The organism is Lysinibacter cavernae (assembly GCF_011758565.1).
GTDB classification, from domain to species: domain Bacteria; phylum Actinomycetota; class Actinomycetes; order Actinomycetales; family Microbacteriaceae; genus Lysinibacter; species Lysinibacter cavernae.
In genome coordinates this window covers 178,618-197,983 of sequence record NZ_JAAMOX010000001.1, presented here as the reverse complement: position 1 = coordinate 197,983, position 19,366 = coordinate 178,618, and the positions used below count along the sequence as shown (strand labels likewise).

Sequence of the window (19,366 nt, the reverse complement as noted above, 5' to 3'; positions counted from 1 at the left end):
GAGTGCTACTTCTTGACGCTCTGCAGGCCTACCGACACAAAGTCGATTCCGCCAGAGAAACCGTCGTGCAGGTAGGCGCCTGCAACGTTGTTTCCAACCACGTAGATAACCTTCTGGTAGATCATGGGTACCGCGGGAGCGAGCGCCATGATCTCCTTGTCGAGTTCGCCCCAGGCCTTATTCGCCTCGGCAACATCGGTCATTCCGCGGATCTCTTCGATCTTTGCGTTGATGGCAGGGTCGTTGAGCTGTGCAATGTTGCTGTTTCCCTTTTCGAAGATCTGTGTGCCTTCAAACAGTGGGGGCAGGAACGTCGCGCCGGTTGGCCAGTCTGGGCACCATCCGGTGATCGCCGCGTCGCTCTGCTGTGACGTGGTTCCGATGGTCTCGTAGTACTTTGCAGCTTCAATCACGTTGAGGTTCATCGTGATGCCGGCCTTCGCAAGGGACTGCTGCATCGACTCTGCCTGTGCCTGTGGCAGCGGGCGAGACATGAGGTCAACCGTGAACTCGACTCCGTCAGGGTAGCCGGCTTCTGCAAGCAGTTCCTTTGCCTTCTCGGGGTCTCCGTTGTTGCCTTCGGTCTCAAAGAGGTTGAAGTCCATGCGTCCCGCAACGGTCGGAGGCAGCATTGTGTTCGCGATCTCGGCAAACTGCGATCCACCAGAGCTCGTCTGAACCGAGGTCTTGTCAACGGCGTAGTTCACGGCCTGGCGAACCAGCGGGTTCTTGAAGACCTCCTTGGTCGTGTTGAGCCCCATGTAGGTGGTGCAACCCTGGAGGCCAGACAGCGTACGTGCCTGGATTTCCGGAGTCTGGATGCGCGAGATGTTCGACGACAGCAGGTAATCACCGATGGCGTCAACGTCGGTGCCCTGACCGGCGATCATGCGTTCGTCGATGGTTGCGGCGTCAAGGCCAAACGTGAAGACAAACGAGTCAGGGTAGGCGCCACGGATGTCGTCGGTGTCGCGGTCCCACTTATCGTTGCGCACGAGCACAAGCTTTGAGCCACGGTCAAACTTCTCAACCTTGTAGGGTCCGGACGAGATCGGCATCTCGTCGAGGCTTGTTGCGGTGATGCCGGCATCGGCAGGGAATGGCACAAATACGTTTTGACCAACAACGCTGTCGAAGTCGGCAAAGGGCTGGTTCAGCTTGAAGGTGATGGTCTTGTCGTCCGGGGTTGAGATCGAGGCGAGTTCGCCAGAGATCTCTGGTCCCTGGTAGTCCTCGACGCCCTCAAGCAGGATGCGTGCGTAAGGAGATCCCGTTGCAACATTGGGGTCAAATGTGCGCTCAACACCGTATTTGATGGTCTCACTCGTGATGGGGGTGCCATCCTCAAAGAAGATGTCATCCTTGAGGGTGTAGGTCCACTCGGTCGCATCCTCGTTTGGCGTGCCGAGCTCGGTTGCGAGGTCGGGAACAATTTCGGTTCCCTTCGATCCCTCACCGGTCGACTGCGTCGTGAGCGTGCGGTACAGCAGGCGGTAGAAGTTGTTCACGCCACCGTCGAAGCCCTGTGCTGGGTCGAGGTGAGAGAACTCCGTCGCCTTCAACACGTTCAGCGTTCCGCCCATTTCGGGGGTTGCGCTGATGTCTCCGCCACCGCCTCCCGAGGATGAGCCGCCGTTGCTACAGCCGGTTATTGCAAGAGCGGCTGTCAGGGTCAGAGCAACCCCTAAATATCGTTTCTTCATTGCATTCTCCTTCTTAGTGGTCCACGACCCCGTCGTCGTGGTTGTGGTGGTACTACTCGGTGTTGCTGTGTTTCGTTAGTGCTGTCGCAACCACACCCGCATGGCCTCTGCTTCGCGGTTTCCCCAGAGGTAGTAGGGAATCAGCGATGCAGAGGCTGGCCGATATGGTGGCGTTGATGGGGGCACACCATTCCCCAACTCTGGGTACAACGTCTGGCCGACATCCGAGGCCTGAAGCGCAGGAAGCGTAATCGTAACCGCGTTGTACGGGGCGTCAGAGGTCACGACGCGATGCTCAAGGGTTGCTTCGCTGAGCGCGCTCGGCGAGACAAGGAGGTCATCAATGGCAACCTGGTTATCTTGCTGCTCGGCGCAGTACACGAGCGGGCCCCGCGCAAAGCTGATGGCCCCGCGGGTGGCGTCTACGTAGGGATGCGACCCGTGCGCGCGGACCGGCATCGCAAGTATGAGCTCAACCGTGTCGCCAACCGACCAGACACGGTTGAGCGTCAGCCAGCCGTTGGCGTCAGCTTGCTCAACCGGTTCCCCGTTGATGGTGACCGATGCCGTGCGCGCCCATGACGGAACTCGAAGGGCGATACCCGTCTCGTCCTCGGAGGCTTCGCTGATTCTGATTCGTACCGTTTCGTCCCACGGATAGCTCGTGCTCATGGTGAGGCCCAAGCCGTTATGGCGAATAGTGGCATCCGCGTACTGGGCGAGATAAACGGTGTTGTTGTCGGCCGCGGCCACATAGTCTTGGAGCTCGGCGTTCCACCTGATGATGTTCGGTGGGCAACAGGGGCAGCCAAACCACGAGCGTCGGAGCAAGCTTCCCTCTGCCTCTGCACCACTTCGCTGCAGGTGATCAGGCCGGCGCTGCAGCGGGTTGTCGTAGAAGAAGGCCATACCGTCGGCCGAGATACCAGCCGCGTAGCCGTTGTAGAGCACCGTCTCGTAGACGTCGGCGTACTTCGCCTCGCCGGTGGCAAGGAACATCCGCCAGCCCCACTGCATCACGCTAATTGCTGCGCATGTCTCGCTGTAGGAACGCTCGGAGGGCAACTCATAACGATCGCCGATGGCTTCGTCTGAATGGCGGCTTCCGAGGCCGCCCGTGATGTAGAGCTTTGTCGCGACCATGTCGTCCCACAGGCGCTCAAGCTGGGCAAGCAGATCGGCATCCCCCGTCTCAATTGCCACGTCTGCGGCCCCGGCCGCGAGGTACCCCATGCGTACCGCGTGGCCCGTAACACTTGGCAGGTCTCGAAGTGGGAAATTGTCTTGAAAATACTCTGCGGGGAATACGCTCAGTGTGATGCTGCCGTGACCTCTACGGTCGACAAACAGTTTGGCAAGCGTCAGGTAGTTGCGCTCCCCCGTGTGCCGGAACAGCTCAACAAGCGCCATTTCAACTTCTGGGTGCCCGCAGACCTCCGGCGCGCCGTCCGGTCCAAACTTGGCGTATGCGAGGTTAGCAAATCGTGTGGCAAGGCTGAGCAGCCTGTCATCGTTGAGCTGACGGCTTGCCGCGACTGCTGCCTGGATGAGGTGGCCAAGGTTGTACAGCTCGTGTCCCCAGGCGAGATCGGCCCATGGTTCTTTTGGTGCTTTTGGGTGCTGGTAGAAGGAATTGAGGTAGCCATCTTCGGCCTGAACCCGTGTGAGTACGCCAATTGCCTCTTCGTAGAACGCCCTCACCTCTGCAATGGCCTCGGCCTGATTCTGGCTGGCCAGGACATACACGAGGCCCTCAAGCGTTTTGTAAATATCGGTGTCAAGGAATGGGTAGCGACCTTGGTACTCGCCGATATCGCCGTTGATTACGGCCTCGAGGTTCTTGAGGTTTCCAGCGTTGCGGAGCTCGGTGATGCTGTGCGGAATGGTTTGGTCGCGGTTGCGGTCCTGCCACGTTCCGAGGAGCCCCCCGGTGATGCGGACGTCGCTGGTCGGGATGCTCCTGAGCCGGCCAGCCTCGCTTGAAACCGCGGATTGTCGGGAAAACTCGCCAGCCTCATCGTGCGTCGTAGCGCTCGTAGTGGTGACTCCGTTGTCATACATTCTGTGCTGCTCCTTCAGTACCGTGTGACATAGCATAGCTGATTTTGACACACCATGTGACCGTTCACATTGCGAGATTGTTTCGGGGATGTGACCGCTCACATGCGAACAATTGTGCGAAAAGGAACTTTGCGCGCAGGTGATCGGATATGCGAATTCTTGGACTGTGCAACAGCCTTATTTTTACGTCAAATCTTGTACGAATCACCAAAATCGATTGGCCGACTGACCATTGCATGAACCGGCAGAACTCGATCTCTCCTGCCAAACGCGCGCACAGCGAAGCTCAGCACACGCGCAAACATCGCGGGGGCCTTCGAACGTTCTACGCCTCAGCCGAGCACGCGCGTTGACTCGCGGACGACCAGCTGCGGCGCGAGCGGCTCAAGGCGCAACTCGTCCCCAGCGATCGAACCAAGCAGCGCATCGATAGCGCGCCGGCCAAGCTCACGGAAATCCTGACGGACACTGGTCAGGGGCGGCCAGAAATGCCGCGCCTCAGGGATATCGTCAAACCCAACGATGCTCACATCGGCGGGCGTGCTCAGGCCTCGCGAGTGAAAGGCATGCAGCAGGCCAAGGGCCATTTGGTCGTTCGCCGAAAAAATCGCGCTGAATTGCAACTGTCGCTGAGCAAGTTCGCGACCGAGCCAATAGCCACGATCGGCTGACCAATCCCCCCACAGCGTGTCGAGGGGCTCAAGACCGTTGGCACGCATCTCTTCCTGGTACCCGCTCACGCGCGCTTCGGCATCAACCCAGCCTTGCGGTCCGGCCAAATGCAGGATCCTGGTGTGGCCTCGCTCGATCAGGTGCCGCGTGGCCAACCGCGCGCCGGCGACCTGATCAACGTAGAGCGAGAGCACGCCATCCTGAGGTTCTGGGGTAACAACCGCTTGTAAGACCACAAACGGGATCTCCATCGCTAGGCTTCGTACGTGTTCAACCACGTGCCGTTGGGGAGCAACAATGAGCAATCCCTCAACACCGTGCATGCGCAAATGCTCAACACCAGCCCGAATTGAAGCGGGGTCAGTGGAGTCGACCGTTGTCTGATTCACCACAAAACCGCGATCACGTGCGGCACGCTCGATCGCCTGGGTACTCGAAATTGGCCCGTATTCGTGACCCTCGGTCGAAAGCAACCCGAGGGCGCCCGAGCGGTTCGTCACGAGCGCGCGGGCCGCCTGATTCCGCCGATAGCCAAGCTCCGTCATCGCCGCCATGACACGTTCTTTTGTCTGAGGGCGGATGCCGTCAAAATCGTTGAGCACCCGAGAAACCGTTTGGTGTGAGACACGGGCGCGCGCGGCGACGTCACGAATGCTCGGCCCCCTGCGGGCCGATTGCCCCTGCTCTTTCACCCGAACTCACCCCAACGCTTATTCTCGAAACGCGTCACCTTCATTGTGGACGCATAGATAAGTATGCCGTTTCCTTGAGCGGCGGTGAGGGAGATTAAGCGCACTCCGCGTGTCGTTGAGCGCCCGCACGGTCGTGACAACACAAAAAAGTGGCCGAGACAGCAGTGCTGTCTCGACCACTTCGGTCATGCGTTACGAAGCAAAAGCCTCAGGCGGCGGGCAGGAGCAGACCAGATTTCGGTCGCCATATGCCTGATCGATGCGACGAACAGAGGGCCAATACTTGTTGCGAACCACCGAAGGAACCGGGTAGGCAGCCTGCTCGCGCGAGTAGGCGTGCTCCCACTCGCCGGCGATGAGCGAATGCGCAGTGTGTGGCGCCCCAACCAGTGGGTTGTCGTCGGCGGGGAACTCCCCAGCGGCAACGGCGTCGGCTTCTGCCTTGATTGCAATCATCGCAGCGATGAAGCGGTCAAGCTCGTGCAGATCTTCGCTCTCAGTTGGCTCAACCATGAGGGTACCCGCGACGGGGAACGACATGGTCGGCGCGTGGAAGCCGTAGTCAACGAGACGCTTTGCCACGTCATCTACGGAGATGCCGGTCGCCTCCTTCAGCGGACGCAAATCGAGGATGCACTCGTGCGCAACCAGACCAGACTCCCCCGCGTACAGCACCGGGTAGTGATCCTTGAGCTTGGCAGCGATGTAGTTCGCCGCGAGCACAGCTGCGCCGGTCGCTTTGGCAAGACCCTGCTCACCCATCATGCGCACGTAAGCCCACGAAATTGGCAGGATGCTCGGGCTTCCGTACGGAGCTGCCGAAACGGGCCCGCCTCCGTGCTCGATGTGGCCCTGCTCGCCGTCGGCAAGCCGAGCCGCGTGCAGCGTGCGCTGAGCAAGCGGATGCCCTGGCAAGAACGGAGCAAGGTGCGCCTTCGCCGCGACAGGACCAACGCCGGGGCCACCACCACCGTGCGGAATGCAGAACGTCTTGTGCAGGTTGAGGTGCGAAACATCGCCGCCAAAGTCACCAAATCGAGCGTAGCCAAGCAGCGCGTTCAGGTTTGCGCCGTCAACGTATACCTGGCCTCCGGCGGCATGAACAGCCTCGGTGATCGCGGTGACTTCTTGCTCGTATACGCCGTGCGTTGACGGGTACGTCATCATGATCGCCGCAAGCTTCTCAGCGTTGGCCTCAATCTTGGCGTGCAGGTCGGCGAGGTCAACATTTCCGAGGTCGTCACACGCCACAACGACAACCGACATGCCAGCGAGCACGGCCGAGGCAGCGTTGGTGCCGTGGGCGCTCGACGGGATCAGGCACACCGTTCGGTCGAGGTCACCGTTCGCGCGGTGGTAACCGCGAATCGCGAGGAGACCCGCGAGTTCGCCCTGGCTGCCAGCGTTTGGCTGGAGCGAGACGGTGTCGTAGCCGGTCACATCGGTCAGCCAACGCTCAAGCTGGGTGACGAGTTCAAGCGAACCCTCAACATCCGACTCGGGTGCAAACGGGTGCAAACCAGCAAACTCAGGCCAGCTCACGGCTTCCATCTCGGTAGCCGCGTTGAGCTTCATGGTGCACGAGCCCAAGGGGATCATGCCGCGGTCAAGCGCGTAATCCTTGTCAGCGAGCTGCTTGAGGTAGCGCATCATCGCCGTCTCGGAGTGATGGCTATTGAAAACCTCGTGCGTGAGGAATTCTGAGGTGCGCTTCAGTGAGGCAAGCAACGACTCAGACTCGGTCACGGAAACATCCCGCTCGGCCGCGCCACCACATGCCACAACGACGGTCTGCAAGTCTGCAGCGGTCGTCGTCTCGTCAACCGAGACAAACACGGTGTTTTCGTCAACGGCCCAGAGGTTGAGGCCTAACTCGTGCGCAAGCTCAACGATCTCGATTGCACGACCGGCCACCCGGAGTTCTAGCGTGTCAAAGAAGTGCTCGTGCACCACCTCAACGCCGTCTTCACGCAGGAGCTCGGCAAGAGCAGTTGCATGGGCTGCGACGTCGCGGGCAATCGCGGTGATCCCGTTTGGTCCGTGATACACCGCGTACATCGAGGCCATCACGGCCAGCAGCACCTGAGCGGTGCAGATGTTTGAGGTGGCTTTCTCGCGGCGAATGTGCTGCTCGCGGGCCTGCAGGCTGAGGCGGTAGGCGGGGTTGCCGTCTGCATCCACGCTCACGCCAACCAGACGGCCAGGCATCTGACGTTCAAGGCCCTTACGAACGGCCATGTAGCCGGCGTGCGGTCCGCCAAACCCGAGTGGGACGCCGAAGCGCTGGCTCGTGCCAACCGCAACGTCAGCGCCAAGCTCGCCGGGTGACGCGATGAGCGTCAGGGCAAGTAGGTCTGCAGCAACAACGGCCACGCCTGCGTGCTCTTTGACGGCTGCGATGACCGCAGACGGGTCCCAGATGCGACCGTTTGCCGACGGATACTGCACAAATACGCCAAACGCTTCGGGAAGGCTCGCCAGGTCACCGGCATCAGCAAGCGCGGAGAGGGGAAGCGTCACGAGTTCGATACCAAGCGGCTCGGCACGGGAAGCCAGCAACGCTTTGGTCTGCGGAAGGGCATCCTCGTCAACGATGAACGTGGGGTTCTTTGACTTGGATGCACGGCGAGCCAACAACATAGCCTCAACGACGGCGGTCGACTCGTCGAGCATCGAGGCGTTGGCCAAGTCGAGCCCGGTGAGGTCAGTCACCATCGTCTGGAAGTTGATGAGGGCCTCAAGCCTGCCCTGCGAAATCTCGGGCTGGTAGGGCGTGTACGCCGTGTACCAACTCGGGTTCTCGAGCACGTTGCGCTTAATCACGGCAGGCGTGATGGTGTCGTAGTACCCAAGACCAATCATCGAGCGGCGAACCGTGTTCTTCTCCGCGAGTTCACGTAGCTCGGCAATCGCCTCGCGTTCGGTCGCGGGCTCAGGCAGCACGCTGTCACCCTCGTTGCGGAATTGCTCAATGTGGATGCTGTCAGGAACGGCCGCCTGCACCATCGCGTCAACCGTCTCGTAGCCGACGGCCTCAAGCATGACGCGCTGCGCCTCGCTATCGGTGCCAATGTGGCGCGTCGAAAATGCTTCCCTCATCTGGTAGTTATCCCCTATTCGGCTACGAGCGCGTCGTATGCAGCTGCGTCGATGAGGTTGTCTGGGGTTGCGTCGAGGCGCACCTTGACAAGCCATCCCTCACCGAATGGATCTGAGTTCACAAGCTCGGGCGAATCAACAACCGCCTGGTTCGACTCAATGACGGTACCGTTTGCCGGGGCGATGAGCTCACCAACCGATTTGGTCGACTCGATCTCGCCGATGACAACGCCGCCCTCGATAGGGGTGTCTGCCTCCGGCAGCTCAACAAAGACAACATCGCCGAGCTGGTCGGCCGCGTAGTTGGTGATTCCAACGGTTGCGGTGTCACCGTCGATCAGAAGCCACTCGTGCTCCGACGTGTACTTGAGGTTCTCTGGAACAGCCATGTTATTTCTTCTCTCTTGTGTAGAACGGGAGTTTGGTGACAGCAAAGGTGAGTCGCTTGCCACGGATGTCGACGCTCACTTCGGTGCCGATCTCGGCGAGTGACGGGTCAACGTAGGCAAGTGCGATGGGGTGGCCGAGCGTTGGCGAGAGGCATCCGCTCGTCACGATTCCGGCAGGCTCTTCGGCCTCCGGAGTTGCGAAGATCTCATAGTCGGCGCGGGCAGCGCGCTTTCCGTCGGCCGACAGGCCAACAAGCACCCGGGATCCCTCAGGGATGCCCGCCTCCGTTGCGGCGCGGCCAACGAAGTCGCCCTCCTTCGACAGCGCAACAACGCGGCCGAGTCCGGCCTGGGCCGGGTAAATATCGAGGGACAGTTCGTGGCCGTACAGCGGCATGCCTGCCTCAAGGCGCAGGGTATCGCGGCAGGCAAGACCAGCGGGAACCAGGCCAAACTCGGCGCCGGCATCCATCAGGGCGGTCCACAGGTCTGCGGCCGCCGATGCCCGGATGTACAGTTCAAATCCGTCTTCGCCCGTGTATCCGGTGCGGCCGATCAGCAGCTCGTTATCGCCAAACCAGCCCTCAACTGACCAGTAGTACTTGAGCGGTTCAAGCGGGCTATCGGCTCGCAGGTCGACGGTCGATTGCAGGACTTCAATCGCCTTTGGCCCCTGCACCGCGATCAGGGCGAACTCGTCGCTCCGATCGGTGACCGTGACGTTATCAAAGTTTGTGGCGCGCTCGGCAAGCGCCTCTGCCGCCGCAAATCGGTTTCCCGCGTTGGCCACAACGAAGAACGCTTCGTCCCCTCGCCGGTACACGATGAGGTCGTCGATTACCGTTCCAGCTTCGGTGAGCAACAGCGAGTATTTTGCTTGCCCATTCTTGACAGCAGAAATCTTGCCGCAGAGGGCGTAGTCAAGAAAGGCGGCCGCGTCTGGTCCGTCAACCGTGATCTCTGCCATGTGCGAGATATCAAATAAACCAGCCGCAGTGCGAACCGCGTGGTGTTCAGCGAGGTCGCTGGTGTAGCGGACTGGCATCTGCCAGCCGGCAAAATCGGTAAAGGTGGCTCCGGCATTCACGTGGATGCGGTGCAGTGGGCTCAAACGGTCAGACACGGTAGTTCTCCTGTGGCAACGGTCAGCGGTGACGGCGCACGTACTGAATCAGCACGATAACGCCTGCGAGAACTCCCCCTCTGTCATAAGCCTGAGAGCTTCGCGGGCGGTTGCCTGCTTTCACCGTGGGCGAGGAACCGGCGCCCGAGGGGCGACGTCCTACTTTTCAGAGTGGCCAGTCCGATGCGGTACAACTACCTGAGAGATTGGCGGGGAGGCTTGCTCCTTCGGTGCCGTCTTGGTGTAACGGCTCTCCCGCATCGTGTTTGCGGCCCAGTATGAGGTTATTCGTCAAGCATACCCATAACGCGGCCGACGTGGGGCACTCAGCGAGCCAAGATTGGCCCCTTAGTGATCGGGAACGGCCACCACTGCCGTACGCCGGATGCCGATCCACGACACGACTCCGCCCAGTACCAGCAGTCCTGCACAGACAAGCAGTGTCCGTTGCAGGCCGTCGAGCGAAATGGCGCCACCCATGATCACGCCAATAAGCGCGATGGCAAGGAGCCCAGCAATGCGGGAGATGGCGTTATTTACAGCGGAGGCGATGCCCGACCGCGCCGGCTCGATCGAGCCAAGAATTGCGGTGGTGAGGGGTGAAACGGTGATCGCCAGCCCGACACCAAAGACAAGGATGCCTGGCAGCAGCTGAGTCCAATAGTTAAAGTCGGGCGTGATGCTGAGCATCAGCAGCATACCGATGCCGGCAAGGATGGGCCCAACCGTCATGAATGGCCGCGGCCCCCATCGGCCGGCCAGGCGGCCGACTCGTGGACTCAGCAGAATCATGATGATCGTGAGCGGAATCATGGTGAACCCCGACGCCGTCGCGCTGAGACCGGCCACTTGCTGAAGATACACAACAACAACGAGGCCGTTGAGACTCAGCGCAGCATAAATAAACGTTGTTGCGATGTTGCCCCAGCCAAAATTGCGGACTCTAAACAGCGAGAGCGGCATGAGCGGGTGACGTGCCGTTGCCTGTCGCGCCAAGAACCCGATGAGGGCAAGAACCCCAACGACCGCCGGCCAAATGATGAGCGGGGAATCCGAGCCAAGCCGAGGGGCCTCGATGAGCGCAAATACCACGCCGCCGAGCCCGATCACGCAGAGCACAGCCCCAAGATAATCAACCGTGACGTTTGCGAGCCGCACGTCTTTCTGCCCGATGCGGAATGAAATAACGAGGGCAATCGCCACTGGAATGACGTTGAGGTAGAAGATGCCTCGCCACCAACCGGCATCAACAAACACGCCCCCAACGAGTGGGCCGATCAGCATGGCGACACTCGTGAGGGCGGTCCACAGCCCGATGGCCCTTCCCTGTTTTTCGCTGCGGAATGTTGAGGTAATGAGGGCAAGCGAGCTTGGCACGAGCAGTGCGCCGGCCACGCCCTGAAGCCCACGCATAATGACAAGTAATTCGGCGGTTGGCGCGAGGCCGATCGCAACAGAGGTGAGGGCAAAGCCAAAGAGACCAACGCGAACGACCCGCATACGGCCAAACACGTCACTGACCGAACCTGCAACAAGAATGAGGGAACCAAGCGTAATGAGGTAGGCGTCGATGACCCACTGCTGCAGTGCGAGCCCTCCCCCAACATCGGCGCTGATGGCGGGAAGCGCCACGTTGACAACAGAGCCGTCGAGAAACGCAACAAATGAGGCAAGCACAGCAAGCGCGAGCACTCGCCGTTCGGTAACGGTGAGCGGCTCGTTGGGAACCGCGGCAGGACGCTGACTCATGGGCTTATGGTACTCCTGGCCTCCGACATTCCGCGGGCGGACAGGGATGGGGAAAGAGATCCGGGCCTGGGTCCGACGGAGCGTCTCAACGAGAGCGGCCATCCAGCGCAGCGGCGCTAGGCTAGGCCAATGCGCATCTGGAGCCTCGACCCCTCATACCTCGACAGCAAAGGACTCGTTGCCTGTTGGCGCGAGACACTCCTCGCCCAAAAGGCACTCGCTGGCCTGACCAAGGGATACACGGCGCATCCGCAGCTCATCCGGTTCCGGGCGGCATCACATCCGGAATCCGCAATCGCCACCTATCTCCATCTCCTCGCCGACGAGGCAGATGCCCGCGGCTACAACTTCGACCGCTCGCTCGTGCGAGTCCCAGCCGACGCGAGCATCGCTCTTCCGGTCACCGAGGGACAGCTTCGCTACGAGTTTGGCTGGCTACTCAGCAAGCTCGATTCGCGGGATCCCGAGCGGGCAGCGAGGTTGCGTGACGTTCACGGCGAGCACACGCTCCCGATGGAGGCGGCAATCTTTCACGTTATTCCCGGCGACATTGAGCCGTGGGAAGTTGTGCCGTGGGAAGTTGTGCCGTGGGAAGTTCTGCCAAACGGCTCAGACCAAACCGACTAGCTCGCCTTGAGCGACTTAAGGTATGCGCCGTAGAGGCCCCAGATTTCGTTGAAGAGGGCCTTATTCTCAGAGCAGGATTCGGCGGGCTTCACAACGCCAAAATAAGCGTCGCCGACCTTCATCGTGTTCGTAGCCGTTTTGCTCTCAGACCGGCTGATGCCCCATCCGCTCTGCGCAGTTGCGCACGAAGCAGGAAGTGTCCTCGGCAGCTCGCTGTCGAGGTTCATGACGTCGCCGTTGACCGTGAAGGATGTTGCGCCCAGCTTGGTGGAAAGCTGTCCCGTCACGTTCCAGCCGGCAAACCCAAGTTCGCTCGTGGCACCTGGGTCAACAACAGGGATCTCTCCGGTATCCGGTTCGTCCGTCTCCGACGGCGTCGGGGTGGATGCTGTGCTCGGTTTGGTGTTGCCCTGCACCGGCTTTGACGTCGACGGTGTCGCGTCGTTTGTTTGTTCACCGGCGTCGTTGCTTGTGGCGTTGATGCTACTGACAAAGACCAGCGCAATGATGATGGCAACAACCGCAATGGCCGAAACCACGATCCACGGAATCAGTTGTTCGCGATTGCTTTTCATACTGCGGACTACCCCTTCGATTACTCAATAGCGCTACCAGTCTAGGCGAATGGAAGACACCGACTCGCCAACCGCCGCGGACTCTGAGGTGATCACCAGGCGCCTGAGGGTGCCCCTTCTTTGCCAAGGGTCATCCGTGCCTACCCCACCGATCCCGCATCCAGTGCCCTCAAATCGACCTAAAAACAGATTCTTGAGTCAATTTGAGGGCACTGGATGCAGGACAGACCGGCGATGGGCAGGTGTTGCTAGGCCTTGAGGTGAGGGAAGTGTTCTTCGCGCCACTCGCCGGAGCGAGGGACCCCAACGGCAACGGCATCAATTTCGTACTGGCGCAGTTCGACGCGGCGGATTTTGCCAGAGATCGTTTTTGGCAGCTCCGCAAACTCAACGCGTCGGATGCGCATGTACGGGGGCAGGTTTTCCCTGCAGTGCTTCAACACGGCAAAGGCGGTCTCCTCCGTTGGCTGCCAGCCGTCTGTCAGCACTATGTAGGCCTTCGGGATGGACTGACGAACGGCATCCGGAGCGGGAACTACGGCTGCCTCGGCAACCGCTGGATGCTCGATGAGGATCGACTCAACCTCGAACGGCGACACCTTGAAGTCTGACGATTTGAAGACGTCATCGGTTCGTCCGATATAGCTGATAAGCCCATCGGCATCGCGACTCGCAACGTCACCAGTGTGGAAGTATCCACCAGCCCTGGCGGCGGCCTCACGTTCGGGGTCGGCGAGGTATCCCGTCATGAGATTCAGGGGTTCTTCTGACAGGTCGAGGCAGATCTCGGCCTCCTCGACCGGACCGTCAGGAGCTGGTTGTCCCGTCACCGTATCGAGCAACACAACGCGGTTGCCAGGAAGCGGCCTCCCCATCGAACCGGCCTTCATCGGCGAGCCAGGAGTATTCGCGATCAGCGCGGTGGTTTCGGTCTGGCCGTACCCGTCGCGGATGGGCAACCCCCACAGTCGCTGAATCTGCGAGATGACCTCTGGGTTGAGGGGCTCCCCCGCTGAGAGCAGCTCGCGAAGCTGGCCAGGGCCTCTGGTCTCCTGCATCTGAATGAGCATCCGCCAGACCGTTGGTGGGGCGCAGAAGGTGGTAACTCCGGCCCGGATCAGCTCGGCATCAAGCTGTGACGAATTAAACTTGCTGTAGTTATACACAAAGACCGTTGCCTCTGCGTTCCACGGCGCAAAGAAACAGCTCCACGCGTGCTTTCCCCAGCCGGGCGAACTAATCGCAAGGTGCACGTCGCCTGGCCGCACGCCAAGCCAGTACATGGTCGCGAGGTGTCCAACGGGATACGAGACCTGGCTGTGCACCACCATCTTCGGCTTACTCGTTGTGCCTGAGGTGAAGTAGATAAGCAGCGGGTCTTCCGTGAGCGTTTCGCAAAAGCGGCCATCAGCTGGCCGCGCATCGGAGGCGCCAGCGGATGCTGAGTAGTCGAGCCAGCCTTCGTCTGGCCCTCCAACGCTGATCCGACCAAAGTTGCCCGAAATATCAGCAAATTTTGGCGTGTCCACGCTGTTTGCGATGACGTGGGCGACCCCGCCCCTCACGATTCGATCGACAAGCTCGTTCGCCCCAAGGACCGTTGTGGTTGGCATGATCACGGCACCGAGCTTGATGATGGCAAGCATCAATTCCCAGAGCTCAACCTGATTCCCAAGCATCAGCAGCACGTGGTCCCCGCGCTGCACGCCGTGTTCCCTGAGCCAGTTGGCGACCTGGTCGGAACGACGGGACATCTCCTCGTACGAAACTTTCAGTTCGCTGCCGTCTTCCTCTGCAATCCAGAGCGCAGTGTTGCGGTTACCCCGTGCAATGGCGTCGAACCAGTCCGTGGCCCAGTTGAACGACGGGCCAACATCTGGCCACTGAAACGAAGAGACGGCCGCCTCATAGTCGGTTCGGTTCTGCAGCAGGCCATCCCGTGCCTCGCGGAAGGCTGCGGTTGCTGGTGATTCGCTCATATGGGTTCCTCTATTCCGTATCTGCCACGGCCTCTCACCGATGAGCGGTCCGTGAACACGACAGAACTTCAACGTAGCAGGAGGAACAGTCCGAACCTGGCACGCGCCGCGGCAAACTAGGATTAACCTGTTTGCGACCCCGGCGTCTTTCGCTGCGGATCGTTATCTCACCAGCTTCACCCCCAATATGTTCACCCCTATCAGGAGGCTTGCGTGCGGCCAGTACATCCGGCACCCTCTGCGCAACCAATGCTCATCGGCGCGCGTCTGCGTTCCACCAGGCGAGCGCAGGGCCTCACTATCGACCAGGTTGCCGAGGCAACTGGGCTCACCAAGGGGTTCATCAGCAGGGTCGAGCGCGACGCAACCTCTCCGAGCGTTGCGACGCTGGTAACGCTGTGCCAGGTGCTGTCGCTCCCCATCGGCTCACTCTTTGACGCGCCGGTGCACGAGGTCATAACCCTCGACGCCGCGCCACGCATCAACATGGGAGGCACTGGGGCCGACGAACGGATGCTCACCCCACGCAGCGAGGCACGGGTCCAGGTGCTTCGTTCCCGTCTCGAGGCAGGCGCAACGGGTGGGGCTGAGATGTACACCATCAACTGCGATGTTGAAGTGCTGCACGTGCTCAGCGGCTCTGTTGTGCTGCATCTCACTGGAGAAGACATTGCGCTGCAGGCTGGCGACACGGTGACATTTTCTGGCCAGGAACCCCACAACTGGTCAAACCCTGGCGACACTGTTGCCGAAGTCATGTGGACGATCGCGCCCGCCGCCTGGAGCGGGTCATCCTAATCCCCCACTAGGTTTTCCAGCGCGAATCTTTTGTTGCATACTGGTAATCCGTTGCCAGTTGGCGGCGGCACACCCACGCACGCCGAGGAGCACGCGACGTTGCCAAGCGAATCCATCCCCACCGACTATTCCGTGGCCGTGTGCCAGCTGGCCATTTCCGTTGAAAACCCTCCGCAGAATCGAGGCAGGGCGCGCGAAGCTATTCGTGATGCCGCGGCAAAGGGTGCCAACATCGTGGTACTCCCAGAGCTCGCAAATACGGGCTACGTGTTTGCCAACCACGCGGAACTCGTTTCGCTTGCTGAGCAGCTCGACGGCCCAACCATCACCGAATGGGCAAGGCTCGCTGCAGAGCTTAACCTTGTCATCGTTGCGGGCTTTGCTGAGAGTGAGAACCCCAACGCTCCTAACGCACCGTCAACAAGCGCCCCCGAAGCACCAACGCCGCGCGTCTTCAACTCTGCCGCCATCATCGATCCAACCGGGGTCAGAGCCGTCTATCGCAAAGCACACCTGTGGAACACAGAAAAGGACCGGCTCTTCACCGCCGGTGATGGCTTGCCTCCCGTCGTGGACACCCAATTTGGGCGAATCGGCGCGATGATTTGCTACGACCTCGAGTTTCCGGAATGGGTGCGTCACACCGCACTCGCCGGCGCGGACATCCTATGCTGCCCCGTGAACTGGCCACTCTTCCCTCGCCCAGAAGGTGAGCGCCCCGCCGAGATCATTCGGGCCCAGGCCGCCGCGAGCACCAACCGAATGTTCCTCGCCGTTGCCGATCGTGTTGGTACCGAACGGGGTGTCGACTGGGTTGGAGGCAGCGTCGTGCTTGATGCCGACGGGTTCCCGGCCACACGCATCCAGCTGGGAATCGAGTCAATTCAACTCGCAACACTACCGATTGCTGATGCGCGATCGAAGGCAATTAGTCCGCACAACGATGTGCACGCCGACCGGCGCACGGATCTGTACTGACCACAGTTAGCCGTATGAGCGGGCCGCGCGCCAGGCAAGGTGCTGAGCCGTGCGTGTTCGCAAACGAACCGCTAGCGGGGGTTGAACGCCGCGAGGTCGGGGATGGGACCGTCGGCCTCAAGCGGGAGGGTCGCCACAATAATTGGCGATTCCATCGGCAACACCCCGTGAATGCGGGGCGCAGGGTCAAACGTCACGTCGATGCGCTCATCGGCGAGGGCCTGCTCGTCAATCACAACAAGCAGGAGCGGCTCGCGCACATTGAGGTATTTACTCCCAAGAACCGCTGGCAACTGTTCAAGGGTGCACGCCTCGATGTACCCGGTCTCGTCAAACGGCACGCCCTTCGTTGCCACGTCGTATTCGGAGAACCTGGCGCAGGCCTCCCAGTCATCCGCGATGGCAACGTGCAGGAGGCGACGATCTGACATGTTCGACCTTTCGTTAATGACACGCTATCGTATCATTAACCGAGCTGGCGCCGATAGTGCCAGCAACAGCATCCATTGAGCCAAGGAACGAGGCAGGCCGTGACCGACTCCCCCGCGCCACGACGCGGCCGACCCCGCGCCGCCGAGCAAGGCGGGCTCCGCGACAGGATGCTCGATGCCGCCGTGAAACTCTTCCGAATAAACGGCTTTGCTGGGACGAGCATTGAGGCCGTTGCACGCACGGCCGGGGTCACGAAGCGTACGCTCTATGTGTATTTCACAGACAAGACGGGGCTCTTTATGGCAGCCGTCGAGCGCCAGCATAACTACGTTGCCTCCCATTCAACGGACCACACTTCTCTCGAACGCGCCGCAACGGCAGTGGTCTACGCACTGCACTCGGACGACGCGGTTGGCCTCCACCGACTTGTCCTCGCGGAGGCCGTACGGTTTCCCGAACTCGCAGAATCGTTCTACGCAACAGGGCCGGAACGATCAATCGCGTATCTCTCGGCCATCGTTGCAGGTGTTGTTCACGAGCCAGCGACGAGCACAGGCAAGAGCGCTCATGCATCGCCCAAGCCTCCCAAACCAATGCAATCTGGCAAGCCCACCGACCAAGATCCCAAAATCGCCGAGAGCCTGTATTCCCTGCTCTTAGGCGAATCGCACCGACAGCGGATGCTGGGGCTCAGGGCCGCACCAACACAGTCCGAATCCCGAACCATCGCCAATTCAGCGCTCACGGCACTCAGGCTGAACGAGGCAATTTGAGACAGACCCTGTTGATTGTCGGTAGCTAGGTCAATAATCAAACTATCCACATCAATGTGGCCGCTGCCACGAAGCACAACGCTGCAGCGCAACACCTCATTTTCATCACTTCGCCTCAAGGAGGGCATCATGAGCACCCGCATTAACACTTACCTCAGCTTTCGAGATTCAGCGAGGCAGGCCGTTGCGTTCTATCAGACCGTTTTTGGCGGCGAATACACCCTCAGCACGTTTGGCGAGTTCCAGGCAAGCGAAGACCCCGCCGAAAACGACAAAGTAATGCACTCAATGCTCACCACGAGCACCGATCAGGTCATCATGTGCGCCGACACGCCAAACTCAATGGAGCTCACACAAGGCACCAACTACTCCATGTCAATCAGCGGAGAAGACGAGGCCGAACTCACCGGCTACTGGCAGAAGCTCACGGCCGACGGCACCATCACCATGCCGCTCAACAAGGCGCCGTGGGGCGACAGCTTCGGAATGTGCGTCGACAAATTTGGCGTCAGCTGGATGGTCAACATCGCGGGAGTTCCGGGCAGCTAGGCATCCTGCCAGCCACAATAGCGCTGGCAGCTTGGCCTTGGTCTGCCAACGATATTGCCGGCAGTTCGGCCTTAGTTTGCCAACGACGTTGTGGGCAGTTCGGTCTTGATCTGCCAACGAATATGCGGGCGGCTCGACCTTGGTCCGGCAACGGAGTTGCGGGCAGGTCGGCCTGGCTTGCCAACGATATTGCCGGCAACTTGCAGTCGTTCCAACGGCAACATTGTTGGCGGCTCGATCATCCCGTAAGTTCCGCGAACATCACCCGTGTGGCACTCCCGTTGTCGGGGCAACATGAACCCAGCAATCACAGCTTGTTCATAGACATCAACTTTATTGTTGAGCCATGGAATGCCCAATTGACAAGAGCACACTCGTGATGAGCGAACGTAATGGAATCGAAATTGACTACTGCCCGCAGTGCCGCGGCGTGTGGTTGGACCGGGGAGAACTCGACAAGATCATCGACCGGGCCAGCAGCATCCAGGCAGCGCCTGCCGCTCCGGCAGCCCCGGCCGCACCCGTTGCGGCACCGCAGGCCGGCTACCAGCAATACCAGGCGCAGCAGCCCCGCTATGACGACCGTCGTAACGATCAGCAGGGCGGCTACCGCAAGAAGAAGCGCGAGAACTGGCTGAGCGAACTCTTCGAGTAAGGCCTCACCGGTAGCAGAATGGTCACACATCCACCCAACCGATTCGGTTTCGGTGGATGTGTGACCATTCTGTTTGGGGCTATCCCTTCGTGGGAAGGGCCGCGACCGCCTCGATTTCGATGAGTGCGCCCTCTTTCGCGGGGTTGATTCGCAGCACGGTCACGGCGGTTGGATACGGGCCCCAGACCTGTGCGACCGCGCCGAAGGCCGCGTTGAAGTCAGCATCGACCGCAAGGTAGACGGTCAGTTTGGCAACGTCTTGCTGGGATGCGCCTGCATCTGCGAGCACCGCGAGTACGTTACGGAGGGCCTGAGCGGTCTGCTCCCCCGCTCCACCGGCAATGATGCTTCCGGTGGAATCAGTGCCATTCTGTCCGCCAACATAAAGCGTGCGTCCAGTCTCGGTGATCGTGCCCTGCGAGAACACGGGATTTGAGTGCAACTCGTTTGGATTCACATGCGTGATGGTATTCATGCGGCCATAGTAGACCTGCTCGCGACGAGAGAGAACC

Annotated in this window: 18 protein-coding genes and 2 riboswitches; of the genes, 6 read left to right on the top strand and 12 right to left on the bottom strand. The window is 60.4% G+C overall.

The features are described from left to right. Window positions 1-5 precede the first annotated feature (5 nt). From FHX76_RS00870 to FHX76_RS00840, 7 genes are all read right to left on the bottom strand, one after another. Window positions 6-1,703: an ABC transporter substrate-binding protein gene (locus FHX76_RS00870; RefSeq protein ID WP_167146666.1), complete on the bottom strand. Its 1,698-nt coding sequence runs from the start codon at window positions 1,701-1,703 to the stop codon at window positions 6-8. Between the two features lie 75 nt (window positions 1,704-1,778). Further along, the gene (locus FHX76_RS00865; protein ID WP_167146662.1) at window positions 1,779-3,764 is read right to left on the bottom strand and encodes a glycoside hydrolase family 127 protein; all 1,986 of its coding nucleotides are present in this window, start codon (window positions 3,762-3,764) and stop codon (window positions 1,779-1,781) included. 332 nt (window positions 3,765-4,096) lie between these two features. Further along, window positions 4,097-5,128, bottom strand: coding sequence for a substrate-binding domain-containing protein (locus FHX76_RS00860; protein ID WP_167146659.1), 1,032 nt, complete (start codon window positions 5,126-5,128; stop codon window positions 4,097-4,099). A 192-nt stretch (window positions 5,129-5,320) separates the two neighbouring features. After that, window positions 5,321-8,227, bottom strand: a complete 2,907-nt coding sequence (gene gcvP, locus FHX76_RS00855; protein ID WP_167146657.1) for an aminomethyl-transferring glycine dehydrogenase — start codon at window positions 8,225-8,227, stop codon at window positions 5,321-5,323. Window positions 8,228-8,241: 14 nt separating this feature from the next. Next, window positions 8,242-8,616 (bottom strand): glycine cleavage system protein GcvH, encoded by a 375-nt coding sequence (gcvH, locus tag FHX76_RS00850; RefSeq protein WP_167146654.1) that lies wholly within the window; start codon window positions 8,614-8,616, stop codon window positions 8,242-8,244. A gap of 1 nt (window position 8,617) precedes the next feature. Beyond that, a complete protein-coding gene (gene gcvT, locus FHX76_RS00845) occupies window positions 8,618-9,739 on the bottom strand; it encodes a glycine cleavage system aminomethyltransferase GcvT (protein ID WP_167146651.1) in 1,122 nt (373 codons plus the stop codon). A gap of 73 nt (window positions 9,740-9,812) precedes the next feature. Beyond that, window positions 9,813-9,914, bottom strand: a riboswitch (glycine riboswitch). Between the two features lies 1 nt (window position 9,915). After that, a riboswitch (glycine riboswitch) is annotated at window positions 9,916-10,007 on the bottom strand. An 80-nt stretch (window positions 10,008-10,087) separates the two neighbouring features. Further along, window positions 10,088-11,488, bottom strand: coding sequence for a DHA2 family efflux MFS transporter permease subunit (locus FHX76_RS00840; protein ID WP_167146648.1), 1,401 nt, complete (start codon window positions 11,486-11,488; stop codon window positions 10,088-10,090). A gap of 129 nt (window positions 11,489-11,617) precedes the next feature. Between FHX76_RS00840 and FHX76_RS00835 the strand changes: the two genes are divergently transcribed. Further along, entirely contained in the window at window positions 11,618-12,115 is a 498-nt protein-coding gene (locus FHX76_RS00835) for a pyrimidine dimer DNA glycosylase/endonuclease V (protein ID WP_167146647.1), read from the top strand. Here FHX76_RS00835 and FHX76_RS00830 read toward each other — a convergent pair. Continuing rightward, entirely contained in the window at window positions 12,112-12,690 is a 579-nt protein-coding gene (locus tag FHX76_RS00830; protein ID WP_167146645.1) for a hypothetical protein, read from the bottom strand. The two genes, FHX76_RS00835 and FHX76_RS00830, sit on opposite strands and share 4 nt — an antisense overlap. A gap of 248 nt (window positions 12,691-12,938) precedes the next feature. Beyond that, window positions 12,939-14,669: an AMP-binding protein gene (locus FHX76_RS00825; RefSeq protein WP_167146642.1), complete on the bottom strand. Its 1,731-nt coding sequence runs from the start codon at window positions 14,667-14,669 to the stop codon at window positions 12,939-12,941. A gap of 249 nt (window positions 14,670-14,918) precedes the next feature. On the opposite strand from FHX76_RS00825, the gene FHX76_RS00820 reads away from it, so the two are divergent. Together FHX76_RS00820 and FHX76_RS00815 are read left to right on the top strand one after the other, a co-directional pair. Next, window positions 14,919-15,467, top strand: a complete 549-nt coding sequence (locus FHX76_RS00820) for a helix-turn-helix domain-containing protein (protein WP_208402508.1) — start codon at window positions 14,919-14,921, stop codon at window positions 15,465-15,467. A 33-nt stretch (window positions 15,468-15,500) separates the two neighbouring features. Beyond that, window positions 15,501-16,445 carry a nitrilase family protein gene (locus FHX76_RS00815; protein ID WP_208402395.1) on the top strand — a complete coding sequence of 315 codons (945 nt, stop codon included), beginning with the start codon at window positions 15,501-15,503 and terminating at the stop codon, window positions 16,443-16,445. A gap of 71 nt (window positions 16,446-16,516) precedes the next feature. Here the strand turns inward: FHX76_RS00815 and FHX76_RS00810 are convergent, their stop codons facing one another. Next, window positions 16,517-16,876, bottom strand: a complete 360-nt coding sequence (locus FHX76_RS00810) for a DUF952 domain-containing protein (protein ID WP_167146639.1) — start codon at window positions 16,874-16,876, stop codon at window positions 16,517-16,519. A gap of 99 nt (window positions 16,877-16,975) precedes the next feature. Here FHX76_RS00810 and FHX76_RS00805 point away from each other — a divergent pair, with 99 nt between their 5' ends. Further along, window positions 16,976-17,650, top strand: coding sequence for a TetR family transcriptional regulator (locus FHX76_RS00805; protein WP_208402394.1), 675 nt, complete (start codon window positions 16,976-16,978; stop codon window positions 17,648-17,650). Between the two features lie 129 nt (window positions 17,651-17,779). Continuing rightward, a complete protein-coding gene (locus FHX76_RS00800; RefSeq protein WP_167146636.1) occupies window positions 17,780-18,199 on the top strand; it encodes a VOC family protein in 420 nt (139 codons plus the stop codon). 71 nt (window positions 18,200-18,270) lie between these two features. On the opposite strand, the gene FHX76_RS00795 is transcribed toward FHX76_RS00800, so the two are convergent. Continuing rightward, window positions 18,271-18,414 (bottom strand): hypothetical protein, encoded by a 144-nt coding sequence (locus FHX76_RS00795; RefSeq protein WP_167146633.1) that lies wholly within the window; start codon window positions 18,412-18,414, stop codon window positions 18,271-18,273. Between the two features lie 131 nt (window positions 18,415-18,545). Here FHX76_RS00795 and FHX76_RS00790 point away from each other — a divergent pair, with 131 nt between their 5' ends. Continuing rightward, entirely contained in the window at window positions 18,546-18,854 is a 309-nt protein-coding gene (locus tag FHX76_RS00790; protein ID WP_167146630.1) for a TFIIB-type zinc ribbon-containing protein, read from the top strand. Window positions 18,855-18,933: 79 nt separating this feature from the next. Here the strand turns inward: FHX76_RS00790 and FHX76_RS00785 are convergent, their stop codons facing one another. Further along, window positions 18,934-19,329 carry a RidA family protein gene (locus tag FHX76_RS00785; RefSeq protein WP_167146627.1) on the bottom strand — a complete coding sequence of 132 codons (396 nt, stop codon included), beginning with the start codon at window positions 19,327-19,329 and terminating at the stop codon, window positions 18,934-18,936. Window positions 19,330-19,366 lie beyond the last annotated feature (37 nt).